This is a genomic window from Bdellovibrio sp. HCB290 (assembly GCF_047305925.1).
GTDB lineage: Bacteria > Bdellovibrionota > Bdellovibrionia > Bdellovibrionales > Bdellovibrionaceae > Bdellovibrio.
In genome coordinates this window covers 3,196,710-3,209,854 of sequence record NZ_CP178620.1, presented here as the reverse complement: position 1 = coordinate 3,209,854, position 13,145 = coordinate 3,196,710, and the positions used below count along the sequence as shown (strand labels likewise).

Below are 13,145 nucleotides of genomic sequence, written 5' to 3'. Positions count from 1 at the left end.
CTCCTAAAGAGTAAATTTAAAATCTTTGATCAAAAAGCCCGGTAGTTTTTTGCCGCCCCAAGCCCGGGAGTTATAGGTATCCACAGAAGGATCAATTTCCTGGAAGTTTGTTACCGCCAATAGGTTTTCCCCAAGCGCCTCATATAAGCTTTCATCCCAACGCATGTCCGCGATAGGGGCGACGATCTCGCCATTTTCAACCCAGAAACAAGCATAACGAGTCATGCCCGTGATGCGTGCCGTGGGGCGATCCGACCAATTCAAATAGTGAAGATTGGAAAGATAAACACCGGTTCCAAGTTCTTTCAGAATATTTTCTTTAGCCAAAGTTCCCGGCATGATTTCAAGTGCACGCGGACCTTCACTTGGGCTCGCCAGGTTCCCGTCAACACCGTACTCTTTTGCGGTTCCTGAGGAAATCAGGAACGTCTTCAATTGACCTTGATTGATCAATTCGACTTTCTCTGCAGACACTTCACCCAAGGAGTTGAATGGCGGAGTTAATCCAGTCGAAAAGTTTTCGCGCATTGAGAAAAGCGGAGACAAAGGTTTTTCTTTGTCAGCAAGCTTTTGCAACGGGCTATTACCTTGCTTGTAAGCACTGTAGCTCATGGCATTCCATGAAAACATGGAGGCCATTTCCGCAACAGCTGCTGGCGCCAGATAAACTTTGTAAGGGCCGGGTGGCAAAACTTTCTTTGGACGATCCATCAGCTTAAGCTGATTTTTATTTTGTGCCAGATTTGCCGCGTACTCATCCTGATTCCAGGTCGTGCCGGCATAGGTGCCTTTTACGGCTTTCTCGCCCATGTACAGAGAGTAATCGATAAAGAATGAATCCGTCGCAAAGAAATGATTTTGTCCAGCAGAGTTGCGGTTTGCCGAAACCCGCGGACCTGCGCAGTAAATACCGGCAAGATCACTTCCAGAAGCAGGCGCTGTCAGTTTTTCAAACATCTCTTCATGGGTGAGCAAATGACCTTTGATGTAGTTATGGCTGGTACCATTGTTGCGCATCGGAACTTGCTTTGGATCTTCAGGCAAAAGGCTGCACTCAGTGCGTGCCATCTCAAGAATTTCCAGGGAGCGAGCGGTATCCAGTTCGGCAACACCGGTGATTTCGAATGTAATTTTAGCTGTTCGAAGATTGTGCTGTAACTGCAGACTGATCGTGCGTTGTTCAACATGAGTGTTCTGACGAACTTTGTTGTTGTTGATACGAATAAAGACAGAGTCTTCAGCGTTCAAATTTAAGTTCGCTTCTTCGCCGGATTTTAGTTTGGCGAAAAGAGTATCAGCAATGAAGTTGAAAGTTTTTTGAGTTGATTCAATAAAGTTCATACTACGCTCCAAACACTTCCATACCGCCGAACAGGCAGTAAGGAGTTGTGTGACCGACGCGGATCACTTGGTTGGGTTCACCTTTGCCACAGAAAGGGGAGCCGTAGGTTTCACGGTTTTCACTCACAGCTTTCAAGGAATTCCAGAACTTCACTGTTGTTCCGCGATAGTTTGGATTTTTCAAAGTCTTGGTGATTTTACCATTCTCAATCAATTGCGCATATTCGCAACCGAACTGGAACTTATTGCGGTAGTCATCAATGGACCAGGATTTGTTGGCATGCATGAAAACACCGCGCTCAACAGAAGCGATCATGTCTGAAAGCTTGGAAGTGCCGGGTTCAAGATTGATGTTGGCCATACGGTCAATCGGAGCACGGTTCCAGCTTGAAGAGCGGGAATTCGCAACCCCTGGAAGTCCCAAACGAGCCTGGGATTCCAAAGATCCTAATCCGCGCAGCAAAACACCATCTTTGATCAGGAATTCTTTTGTCGCCTTAGCGCCGGCATCGTCGAAAGCGTATGACGCCATCGCATCGGGAACTGTCGGATCGAAAGTAACATTCATTAGTTTTGAACCGTACTGAAGTTTGCCGAAGTCTTCAGGTTTTACAAAGCTCCAGCCAGCGTAGTTGCGCTCATCACCCAGAATGCGATCGTATTCAAGGGGGTGACCGATGGACTCATGCACTTGCAATGTCATTTGGTCCGGTGCGATCAACAGATCCAAAGTTTCGGAAGGACAGTTTTCTGCTGTTAAAAGCTCGACGGCTTCTTCGCCGATTTTTTTAGAGCGCTCCAAAATCGATTCGCGATCGAAAACTTCCGCACCGATCTGATTGCAACGGGCAAGGCCACCGTTTTCAGAACGTTGCTGAACTTCACTACCATCCATTGCTGTGGCATTGAAGTCAGTGCTTACGATAGAAAATTTTTGATGAACGTCAGAACCATGAGTACTGACAACTGAAAATTCGGATTCAATGATCATCGCTACAGCGATGCGGTTGATAACTTTGTCTGAAACCTTCATCACGCGGGTGGCATCGATGAAAAGATCTGTGATCTCTTTTGCGGAATAAGAATCCATCGTGCGCACAACCGGGGAAGAGTAACGACCTTGTGCCACCGGACGTTGTAATACTGAAAAGTCATGAACTTTCAAGGAAGAGGCCTGACGAGCCATCAAAGTTGCTTTTTCAAAAGCCCGTTTCACACCATCAGCAGTGATGTCGCTGGTGCCGGCATATCCAAAGTGTCCATTGACCAAAACTTCAACCATCAAACCGTGATCAAAACTGATGTCACTGTTCTCGAATTGTTCATTGCGGATCACGCGCCACGTGGTTTTTTCGGAAACCAATCTTAACTGAGCCCACTCAACGGAGCCTTTTAGATTATTTAGCGCCTTGTGCAAATCAAGCATCGGTTGCCTCTTTTCCTAGTAGAATTCGCTACTTCTGATAGCGGAAGGAGGCCGAAAACTCAATCTTTATGGCTAAAATTGAATAGAATAGAAGCTCAGCTGGCTTTTAGAGGTTTTGGGAGTTTTATTTTACTATTTTTTAAGCGCCACAGATCTTGGGCCTTCTGAAGATCCAACCAAAATTCAACGCTCATTTCGAGGGCCGCAGCAAAGCGAAGGGCTAATTCCGGGGTTAAACTTTGTCGGCCATTGATCAATCGATTGATGGTTTTGACTTCGACTCCAATATGCTCAGCGAAAGCGCGCTGAGAAAGTTTTAAGGGCTTCAAAAACTCTTCATTTAGAATTTCACCGGGAGTTGTGGGTTGTCGTTTCATCTCAATCATATTTAGTCCTTAGTGATAATCACAAATTTCGACGTCTGTTGGGCCTTCGTCTGTCCATTTAAAAATACAGCGCCACTGATCATTGATCCGAACGCTGTAAAATCCGGCAAGAGAACCTTTAAGTGCTTCCAGCCGATTCCCCGGGGGAGACTTTAGATCTTCCAGTTTTGCTGCGAAATGCAGCAAATCAAGTTTCCTCTGAACTACAGAATGAACATTTCTCCATCCGGCTTTGCTGGGGATTCTTCCTGATTCAAAGAATTGTTCTGTTAATGGGTCGGAAAAACTTTGGATCGCCATGTTAATTATACCTTATATAGGTATACCTTTCAACGGTATTAATTGGATGGTTTCTATTGGAGGTTTGGCAGGGAACATGCCGGTGGGATAGGGCTAATATTTTCAATTGATGGCCGCGATTCGTCTCTGGTGCGACTTGGCTCCGAAAATCTCGTGACGAAGCCACCTTTTGGGCATTGATTTCGAATGGATTTTCAATGTGTCTTCACACAAATATCAAATCTCGGTGTCAAACTGGCCAAATATGATTGGCAAGCAGTTTGCTTAAGATTGTTTTAGCTAAACGGCAGGACGAACCCGGAGCCAATTAGGGCGAGGGGGAAGGGGGAAACCATGAGAATTCTTTTAGCACTAGGAACAACTTTGCTTTTGACGATGATGGCTAGCTGGGCACCGGCAGCGGTGATGGCTGAAAAATCAAACTGCGCTTTGAGCAGTGAAGGAATTTATCAGGGTTTCTGGGTGAAACACCGGATCACAGTTGGCGATCAGGTGGTTTACGGCGCTGACAACCTGGAAGCAATTTCTGCGGAACTTGGCAGCCTTCGTTCACAAGGTCTTTGCCAGTAAGTTTCCGTTAACGCAGTCTCGCTACCAAAAGTGTGTCCGTACCTTTAATCTGCAGGAACTTTGGATAGAAATACTTTTTTAAATCAACATTGGAAGTCTTATCCCGCGATGCCGGTTGATGCTAAGGCGGCGGGCAGAATTTATCGTATCGAGCGGGAAGAGGGTGGTTTGGAAATCACTCTGATTCGCGATCAGGAAGAACAAATCATTTCATTTGAAAAGGCGCCACCTCAGTCAGAGTTTTTGATTGAGGGCGATATCGTTGCGGTGGTTTCCGCAGCGGAAGTGATTTTGTTGGCTCCTAATAAGTCCACTCTGCCAAAGCGCACATTTAACAAAGACATTCTGGAAAAATGGAATCGCTATGTCGAAGAAGTTCGGCATTTTTTCCGTCGTAAAGGGTTTTTGGAAGTGAAAACACCTTCGTTGGTGGTTTGTCCTGGAACAGAGCCGGCACTCGATGTGTTTGCGACAGAATTGAAGGTCGGTTCACGCAAAGAAAAACTTTATCTGCCAACCAGTCCGGAACTTCATTTGAAAAAAGCATTGGCTCTGGGTGCGGAAAAGATATTTGAAATCGCTCCCTGTTTTAGAAACGGTGAAGTGACCGAACGTCATCAGCCGGAATTTTCGATGCTGGAATGGTATCGCGCTTACGATAATTTGACGACCATCAAGCAGGATGTGATCGATCTGGTTCAGCACCTGGTGAAGGTTTTAAAGTTCCAACCTCCGCGGCAAATTCTTAGTTACTCTGTGGCCGAACTTTTCAAAATCCATTGTGGGTTTGATCTGACTCCCGAAACGACAAAAGCCGAACTGAAAGAACTCGCACAGAAATTGAATGTCGATGTGCACAGTGCGGAAAGCATCGATGATTATTTCTTTTTGATCTTCATGGATAAAGTTGAATCGCAGCTACATGGCGAGGATTTGATCTTTGTCGAAAAGTATCCTCCGTATCAGGCGGCACTGGCTCGTCTGACAACGGACGGGTGGGGGGATCGCTTCGAAGCGTACTGGCAGGGGTTGGAACTTTGCAATGCGTTCCATGAACTGAACGATCCACAAATTCAAAGACAGCGTTCCGAAGAAGATTTGCAAAAAAAACTGGAATCCCACAAAGAAATGATTCCGTTGGATCAGGAATTTTTCCAATGTCTGGATGCAGGAATTCCACCAAGTGGCGGAATCGCTTTAGGAGTTGAACGCCTGTTCATGGCGCTTCATGGAATAAAAAAGATCGCAGATATTTCTGTTTTTCCAAAATAAAAGGTGCCTTCGCAAGGCCCCAGGTGGGCTCGCCTCCGAGGGATTTTTAGTCCCATCCTTGGTCCTGGCTAGTTACCTAGCTAAGGGGACAAACAGAAACGTTCCGGAGGTAAGATTTTATCTTGTTACAGCAGTTCTTTGATTACTTTGATCAATGCCAAAACAATACTTAAAATCTGCTTAATAAGTTTTAAAGTCAGCCGATAAGACAAACATAGCGGTTTGTTCATTCGGACCTCCTTCACTTAAATCGGAAGTGAGTCCGTCCAAAAGGCGACCTTGCGAAAGCAAGTGTCGCTTTTGCATTTTTTGGTCCCACTATCGCTCAATGACATTCTTTTTGAGGAAGCATTTACATTAAACAGGGAATAAAAAAAGGGACCTCGTGGTCCCTTTTTTCGTATTTGGCAGAGTGAAAACTACTCTTTGCCGCCGTTGATATCTTCTTTAAGTTCTTTACCAACTTTGAAGAATGGCAATTTCTTTTCATCAACATTGATGATTTCGCCAGTGCGCGGATTGCGACCTTTGTAGGCACCGTATTGACGGTTTACGAATGAACCAAAACCACGGATCTCGATACGGTCATCACGCATCAATGCTTCAACCATAGAGTCGAAGATTGTATTCACAACGGTCTCTGCTTTTACGCGAGTGATGCCGGCTTTTTCAGAGATCAAATTAATCAAATCCGCTTTAGTCATCGTCCAGATCCTCTAGAACATAAAGTATTGATAACACTCCCGATTATACAGAGTGTGTGGGTGCTGACTACCACTTTTCAATGATTTAACTCATTGCTTCTTATACATTCCGGTATTGAGAAGGATTTTACGGTAGGCATCAATGACCGCCTGGACCATTTTGCCGGTATCAAAGAGGTCTGTGACGCGCTGACGTGCTCTTTCGCCGATTTCGTCCGCAGGCATGGTGCCGGAAAAGATCTCAACCAAGAGGTTCGAGATGGAGTCGACATCGGCCGGGCGAAGCAAGAATCCATCGCGTCCGTCCTCGATAATATTGGCGATCGGGGACACTTCGGAACCCATAACCACCTTTTTTTGGGCCATGGCTTCCAAAGTTGAGGGCTCAAAACCGGTACTGCGGGAGCCCATATTGATAAAGACGTCGCCCAAAACGATGTAATCTTCAAGTTCTGCTGCCGGAATCGCTCCCGCCAGGATCACACGGTTACCCAGGGCCAGGTTTAAAACCTGAAATTCGATGTCTTTGAATTTTGGGCCATTGCCGACCACGATCAGATAGCTGTTCGGCTTTTTAATCGCGACTTTTTCAAATGCCTGAAGCAATGGAACCAACTCATTGGCATCGGTCATGTCATTGATAGTGACGGCGATGTGGGAGTTTTCGGGAAGATTCAGTTTAGCTCTTAATTCCAAAGACTTTTCTTTGGGAGTTAAGTCACCCAGATCAATTCCGTAGGGAACCGTGTAAGTATGAAAATCCGGATAAAGATAATATCTTTCCAGAATGATTTTCTGCTGGGGATTGGTCACAAAGATCCCATCCGCAGTGGAAAGCAACTGGCGATCGCCACCGTAGTAGGTGGTCAGAAATTTATATGCCGTTGCAAGTCCCGTCGTCAGAATACTGGGCAGGTTTTCCTGCTTCATCGCTAAGATCGCAAACAGCTGGGACATTTGCGTCGCTTCCACGTCATAGGCCATGGCGATTTTCAGATCATCCTTACGATTTCCGATGCGGTAACCTGATTTATCGATACTGTGAACGATGTGAAACGGAGTTTCGCGGTGAAGCTGCATGAACTTCTGGCGAACCGCCATTTGAAAGCGCAGGTGAGCCAGATTTTTTTCGCCCTCATTCAGATAAAAAACACGAACACCATCGCGGGTGATTTCAGGCTTTTTCAAAGGGGAGTTCGCGGAAATAACCGTGACCTTGTGTCCTTCGCGCGCCAGTCCGCGTGCGATCGGCCACAGAAATCCATGATCAGTTGCCCGACTTAAAATCGGAAAACGATGGGAAGTCAGGCAAATGTTAAGGGTCTCTGGCAAAGCAGATTTTTTTGCGAACATGAATTTAGGTTAAAAGACTATCGGGCAGATGCCAAGGCCCGATTATAAAGACGGTTTAATTCATTCATGGAAGAGTCAACAATGTGACTGCTTTGGGCCCAATCTTCGGTAAGCGCTTGGGGAAGTTTGAAGCTGGAGCGGGTTAAAAGCTTGTCCAATTCTTTTTGCAGGCTTTGGATGTTCAGTACCCAGCAATTCACTGTGTTTTTCCAAAGATCCGCATGCAAACTGGTTTGCTTTGAATCCAAGATCAAAGTCGACTGAGCCTGGATTGCGCGCAGGTAGTATTCAGTCATCTCGGGTGGAGTGAACTGCTGACCTGCCATCACAAAAGCGGTACTTTTTGCCAAAAGTATTCTGGAAAGTTGCGGAGAAATTGTGCCCGTCACAATCCAGCGTTCACCGCAGGCGTTTTTCTCCATCCAGTTGGCGAACTGTTTTCTTTCACGCAAGGACCAGTGGGAATAAGTTCCCCACAAGATGACTTTGTGTTTGCGTGCCAGCATCAACAGACTTTGGAATCGTTGAGATTCGGGTTTGAAGCTGCCTTCGCGAAAAGGCAGAACAAAATATTCCTGTGAGTTCAAGTTGGCCAGCAACGAAGCTTCGGACTCATCCAGTTCTTCGAAAGTCTGCGGGTTGTTTTTAAAATTCAAAGCCGGTGGTAAAATCCCACGTCCCTGTTGGCTTGAGCGAACATTCAGTCCGCGCAATTGAGCCAGGGATTCGACGGTGGGGAAGGTGATAATGTCACTTTCCTCTACCAGATAACGAACGGGATTGGTTTTTTTAAGGCCGCGTTTGATATGCAAAAGAGTTGTCGTCAGAACACAATTTGGGTGGGACTTTGCATAGGTGGACAAAATCACCTGTGCCGCATTCATGCGGTCATCATCCAAAACCAGATGCAGAATATGCGGCTGCATTCCGAAAAGTCCCGGAATTATTTTAAGACCTTCAAGCAAAGACCACTTTTTAAAGTAGCCCATATATTCGATGCCGTTGGTGTGTTCTGGGGGAATGTCGCCATGACTGGTCAGTATCGTCACTTCATGTTGTTGGGAGCGTAAAGCTTGAGCCAACTGCCAGGTTGTGCCGTTTGAATTTTTACTGACAAGTATTATTTTGGCCATTCAAGTCCCAAGGCTTTGTAGATTCTGTTCAGAATCTTACGATTGGCTTCAGGGATATTGCGGTGTTTTAGTTCTTCCGGATGTATCCACTCAAGCATCATATGATGTTTGGCGCGCGGTTCGCCCTTCCAATATAGGATTTCATAAAACAATATGAGAATCCCTACATCTCCGTAGGAATGAGTGCAGGCTAGTTTAAGGTCACCGACCTCAGCTTCAATACCAAGCTCCTCGTCGAGCTCGCGGGCTAAAGCCTGTTCAGGTGTCTCACCGCTTTCGATTTTTCCACCGGGAAATTCCCATTGCCCAGCTAAGGAGTTATTCTCGGGGCGTTGACCGACCAAGATTTTTCCATCTTTACGCAGGAAGCCTGCAACGACGGGAATCCAATGACCCTTGCGGATTTTTGGTTTTCTTGGTTTTAACTCAACACTATCTTCCGACATTTTTCCTTCTAGCTGCTACGTCATGGAAAAAACTGGGTCCATGAAACACAAGTGCAGAGTAAATTTGAACAAGATCTGCGCCCATTTGCAATCTTTCAAAGACATCTTCAGGGGTTAAGACGCCTCCGGCACTCACTAAGAGCATCCCTTGACGCTTTTTGCCTAAAGTTTGAACAGCAATTTGCAATGCGCGTTGAGAAAGGTTCTTCAGAGGAGCGCCTGATAAGCCGCCTTCATTGGGAAAATGGCAACCAGTCGGGCGGGACAGGGTCGTGTTAGTTAACACGAATCCGTCGACGCCAAGTTCCTGGCAGTTTGAGATCGCTTCGGCCAAGCCGTCGTCTGGCATGTCGGGACTCAGTTTGACCAGGACCGGCGTTGGTTCAAAGTGTGAAACGCGATCCAGGATCGGCTTTAGTAGCGCTCCCAGATTTTCCTTTTTTTGCAGTTCGCGCAGCCCCTGCGTGTTGGGACTTGAAATATTGACGACGAAGGCATCAGCCCAGGGGCGAAGCTTGTCGACCAGTTCCAAGTAGTCATTAACTGCGTGTTCGTTCGGTGTTTGGCGATTCTTGCCGATGTTTACAAATACGGGAGTTCTGAAGTTGGGTGCATAGGAAGCCAGATTATAAAACACCTCATCCGCGCCGTGGCTGGGAAAACCCATTTTGTTCCACATCGCAGTCAGCTTCATATCGCGGTCCATGATTTTGCCTGGGTTGGCTTTCTGTGGCTGCGGAGTCACAGTACCGACTTCAACGAAACCGCACCCTAATCTCCACCAGTCACTAAGATGTTCCGCATCTTTATCCACTCCACCAGCAATCCCCAAGGGGTTTGCGAAGGTCATGCCTTTCCAGGTGAAAGAGTTCCAGTGCGGGGTTTTCTTACCATAGAGGTAGGACAAAGCGGGCAGGGCATAGCCGTTGATATCGTGGGCAAGTTTCGGCGGAAGAAGAAGCCAAGGGCGCATGAATAGACTCCAGCAATATGAACTAAAAAAGGCAAAAAAAAAGGTGGGTTTGAAACCCACCTCTGCGGAACACTCCGGCTTGCGCCGGAGTAGTGGGCCGATTAACGAGGGTATAAACCTCTTAGAAGCATCGCTTTTTCAAGACGTTGAACAGATACTGCCATCGCAGCAGATCTCATATCCACGTTTTTCTCTTTCGCCATAGCGTAACCTTTGTCGAAAGCTTTTGTGATAAGAACCTTCAATTTGGAGTTTACTTCGTCCTCGTCCCAGAACAACGCCATCGTATCTTGAACCCATTCAAAGTAAGAAACGATTACGCCGCCACCATTGGCGATAACGTCTGGAGCGATGAATACACCACGTTTAGAAAGAATTTTTGTAGCTGCATTCGTGATAGGACCGTTCGCACCTTCAACGATGATTTTCGCCTGAATTTTTTCAGCGTTGTGAGTGTCGATTTGGTTTTCAAGAGCGCACGGGAACAAAGCATCACATTTAACTTCAAGCAAGTCTTCGTTGCTGATTGGTGTTGCCTTTGGATAACCCTTAAGGAACTTGTGAGCTTTGATGTACTCAAGTACTTCAGGGATATCAAGACCGTCACCATTGAAGATACCGCCGGAAACGTCAGAAACTGCAACGATACGAGCGCCACGATCGTGAGCGAATTTCGCCGCGAAAGAACCTACGTTACCGAAACCTTGGATCGCGATAGTCGCGCCCTTCATGTTCATTTTGCAAACTTCGAATGCTTTCTCTGCTACGTAAACAACGCCCAAACCTGTAGCGTGGTTACGACCCAAAGATCCACCGATCTCAACCGGTTTACCAGTTACAACACCCGGTTGTGCAAAGCCACCTTGCTCTTGAGAGTAAGTGTCCATGAACCAAGCCATTGTTTGTGGATCAGTGCCCACGTCTGGAGCTGGGATGTCTTTAGTTGGTCCAACGAATGGGCCAATTTCAGAAGCATAACGACGAGTCAGATTTTGTTTTTCAGTGCGGGACAATTTGGTTGGATCAACAGTGATACCACCTTTTGCGCCACCCAATGGAAGACCAAGAACAGAGTTCTTGAATGTCATCAAAGCCGCAAGACCAACAACTTCCTGAAGATCTACGTTTTGGTGATAACGGATGCCGCCTTTGTAGGGGCCCAATGTTGGAGAGTACTGAACACGGTAACCTGTGAATACTTTCACAGAGTAGTCGTCCATACGAACCGGTACAGAAACCGTGATGCAACGACGTGGGCGTTTTAGACGCTCAAGAACGTTCGGGTCACAGTTAATAATTTTTGCGGATTCATCTAGAGTCTGGATAGCGTTGCGGAACAACGGCCCGTCATACAAGGGCTCAATCTTGTGGTCCATGATAATGTGTCTCCTTAAAAATACACGGTGGCAGTTTAATTAAGTAAATACTCAGTGTCACCCGGGAAAAATAGCTGATGACTCGGTGGTTCTTTTTACCCACAATTAGACCTATGTCTCGTTGTCTAATTGTTTTCATCATCTCAGTCGTTCCAATTTTCACTTTTGCACAGAAACCGGCGTCCGCTCAGCAGGCATTTATCGAGCAGTTTCAAAGTCCTCGAATCTGGTTTCCATCCAGTGACAACCCTATTCTGGCCGACGCGCCGGGGCGTTATCCAGCAGTTTTGAACTTTCTATTCGAAGGTATCCTAGGCTGGACGCCAACAGGTGCTGGACAGGCCTTAACTGATAAGTGTGAAACGCCTTTATGGTCCGCGCGTTTGCAGGATCCCCGAGTTTCTGTTTCCGCCCAAATACAAGGTGGATTGGTTCAAAAGTACATTCAGGAGTGTGGGGCTGAATTGCAAACAGAGGACCTAGGTGAAATGGTCAATGTTCGCCGTTATTTGACGATGCGTTACGAGCCACAGGATCATCCGTTTCTTCGCCGCGTGGTCATTAACCTTCCAGGAAACGTAAAGTTAAAAGGATTGTTGGCTTTAAAAGGTGATACCAAACGCCGACCTTTGGTGATTTTCAGATCAGGTATTTTTTCAAGTATCGAGGACTTCAGACCAGAGCGCGGTTGGATGATGATGCTGTTTGAACAGTCTCCATTCAATGTTTTGCTATTGGAAAATCTAACCAGTGCTGACTTTATCGCGAACAACAACCAGTTTTCATTCGGTGGTTATGATGAGGGGATTCAGAATATTCTGATCTCCCAGTTGCTGCGAAATCCCCTGGAGCCAATTTCCCGACTGGTGGACAGCATTCACATCATGGGGATGAGTTTGGGTGGACCGGGTGTTTTGTTTTCTTCGTTGTTGAACAAATACAACTCACCTCAAAGCGCACCATTGATTCAAAGCTTCCTGGCGATGTGCCCGGTGGTCAATTTGAAAGCCACGATGGAAAGTTTGACGGGCAGTGGAACGCGCTCGGCTTTCATTGACTTGTGGGGACGCCGTCGTCTGGCTGGTATCGAAGAAAAACTTCCAGGCGTGGTTCAGTACGACAGTTTCAAGTTCATCCAAAAAGCGGTGTCTGAAGTGGTACGGACTTACCACGGTGGACTTTCTTACATGTCATCGGTGAAGCTGCCTCCGGGAATGAAGGACGGCGAGGATTTCTGGGGTTTGAATAATTTCTGGCCGTTCTACAAAGACGTGAAAGAGCCGGTGATGATCTGGGCGACGGACAATGATTTCATGGTGCCGTATTCGATCAACTCGCAAATGATCGTCAATAAAACCATGAAGGTCGACAGCCGCAATATTCGCGTCGTTGAATTTCCAGAAGGATATCACTGCACCTTGCCTGTGGCTTATGACTGGAAGATGTCGAGCTCGCTGTTGCAGTCTTACGTTTTGTCGCATTCCCCTAATTTTAAAATGCGTGAAAACAAGCTGAACATGGAAATGTCAGACGATGAATGGAATGGATTTTTCACCGGCACCACGAAGGTAACTTACACTGTGGACGAGCCAGGGAAAAAGAAGAACTTCGTGAATCTGGAAATCGTTCTGCAAAATTCCAAGGGTCAGGAAAAGACCATGAGCATGAGTCTGCCTTTGTCAGAGTTTGATTTCCGTTTTATGAATTCTGAACTGACTTCCTCTGAAAAAGACATGATTGTTCGCTGGGTTAATCAAAACTTAAGTGCGAAAATGGTCGATATCGCCGGAAAACCTAATCTTCAAATTAGTTGGTCGGTAGCGAAGTAAACTGTCTTTTTGCATATTGGTTTTGGCTTTGTTTCT

The 13,145-nt window shown here is 46.4% G+C and carries 13 protein-coding genes; 3 read left to right on the top strand and 10 right to left on the bottom strand.

The genetic code is table 11. From position 1 onward, the window contains the following. Positions 1 to 3: 3 nt before the first annotated feature. From ACLVWU_RS15600 to ACLVWU_RS15585, 4 genes are all read right to left on the bottom strand, one after another. On the bottom strand, positions 4 to 1,341 hold the full coding sequence (locus ACLVWU_RS15600; protein ID WP_413575790.1) for a TldD/PmbA family protein: 1,338 nt from the start codon (positions 1,339 to 1,341) through the stop codon (positions 4 to 6). 1 nt (position 1,342) lies between these two features. Then, entirely contained in the window at positions 1,343 to 2,767 is a 1,425-nt protein-coding gene (locus tag ACLVWU_RS15595) for a TldD/PmbA family protein (RefSeq protein ID WP_413575789.1), read from the bottom strand. Positions 2,768 to 2,862: 95 nt separating this feature from the next. After that, positions 2,863 to 3,153, bottom strand: coding sequence for a HigA family addiction module antitoxin (locus ACLVWU_RS15590; protein ID WP_413575788.1), 291 nt, complete (start codon positions 3,151 to 3,153; stop codon positions 2,863 to 2,865). A 9-nt stretch (positions 3,154 to 3,162) separates the two neighbouring features. Beyond that, positions 3,163 to 3,453 carry a type II toxin-antitoxin system RelE/ParE family toxin gene (locus ACLVWU_RS15585; RefSeq protein WP_413575787.1) on the bottom strand — a complete coding sequence of 97 codons (291 nt, stop codon included), beginning with the start codon at positions 3,451 to 3,453 and terminating at the stop codon, positions 3,163 to 3,165. Between the two features lie 333 nt (positions 3,454 to 3,786). Here ACLVWU_RS15585 and ACLVWU_RS15580 point away from each other — a divergent pair, with 333 nt between their 5' ends. Both ACLVWU_RS15580 and epmA read left to right on the top strand, forming a co-directional pair. After that, complete coding sequence (locus ACLVWU_RS15580) at positions 3,787 to 4,023, top strand: hypothetical protein (RefSeq protein ID WP_413575786.1); 237 nt, start codon at positions 3,787 to 3,789, stop codon at positions 4,021 to 4,023. 60 nt (positions 4,024 to 4,083) lie between these two features. Continuing rightward, positions 4,084 to 5,295 (top strand): EF-P lysine aminoacylase EpmA, encoded by a 1,212-nt coding sequence (gene epmA / locus ACLVWU_RS15575; RefSeq protein WP_413575785.1) that lies wholly within the window; start codon positions 4,084 to 4,086, stop codon positions 5,293 to 5,295. Positions 5,296 to 5,714: 419 nt separating this feature from the next. Here epmA and ACLVWU_RS15570 read toward each other — a convergent pair whose 3' ends face one another. The 6 genes from ACLVWU_RS15570 to ACLVWU_RS15545 all read right to left on the bottom strand — a co-directional run bounded on the left by ACLVWU_RS15570 (position 5,715) and on the right by ACLVWU_RS15545 (position 11,280). Next, on the bottom strand, positions 5,715 to 5,999 hold the full coding sequence (locus ACLVWU_RS15570) for an HU family DNA-binding protein (RefSeq protein ID WP_340596109.1): 285 nt from the start codon (positions 5,997 to 5,999) through the stop codon (positions 5,715 to 5,717). 90 nt (positions 6,000 to 6,089) lie between these two features. Next, complete coding sequence (locus ACLVWU_RS15565) at positions 6,090 to 7,352, bottom strand: glycosyltransferase family 4 protein (RefSeq protein ID WP_413575783.1); 1,263 nt, start codon at positions 7,350 to 7,352, stop codon at positions 6,090 to 6,092. A 17-nt stretch (positions 7,353 to 7,369) separates the two neighbouring features. Continuing rightward, the gene (locus ACLVWU_RS15560) at positions 7,370 to 8,485 is read right to left on the bottom strand and encodes a hypothetical protein (RefSeq protein ID WP_413575782.1); all 1,116 of its coding nucleotides are present in this window, start codon (positions 8,483 to 8,485) and stop codon (positions 7,370 to 7,372) included. Next, the gene (mutT, locus tag ACLVWU_RS15555; protein WP_181605127.1) at positions 8,473 to 8,931 is read right to left on the bottom strand and encodes an 8-oxo-dGTP diphosphatase MutT; all 459 of its coding nucleotides are present in this window, start codon (positions 8,929 to 8,931) and stop codon (positions 8,473 to 8,475) included. Before mutT ends, ACLVWU_RS15560 begins: the two co-directional genes overlap by 13 nt. Beyond that, on the bottom strand, positions 8,918 to 9,904 hold the full coding sequence (locus ACLVWU_RS15550) for a quinone-dependent dihydroorotate dehydrogenase (RefSeq protein ID WP_413575781.1): 987 nt from the start codon (positions 9,902 to 9,904) through the stop codon (positions 8,918 to 8,920). Before ACLVWU_RS15550 ends, mutT begins: the two co-directional genes overlap by 14 nt. Positions 9,905 to 10,005: 101 nt before the next feature. Next, on the bottom strand, positions 10,006 to 11,280 hold the full coding sequence (locus ACLVWU_RS15545; RefSeq protein ID WP_413575780.1) for a Glu/Leu/Phe/Val family dehydrogenase: 1,275 nt from the start codon (positions 11,278 to 11,280) through the stop codon (positions 10,006 to 10,008). Positions 11,281 to 11,393: 113 nt separating this feature from the next. Between ACLVWU_RS15545 and ACLVWU_RS15540 the strand changes: the two genes are divergently transcribed. Next, a complete protein-coding gene (locus tag ACLVWU_RS15540; protein ID WP_413575779.1) occupies positions 11,394 to 13,109 on the top strand; it encodes a hypothetical protein in 1,716 nt (571 codons plus the stop codon). The last annotated feature ends 36 nt before the right edge of the window (positions 13,110 to 13,145 follow it).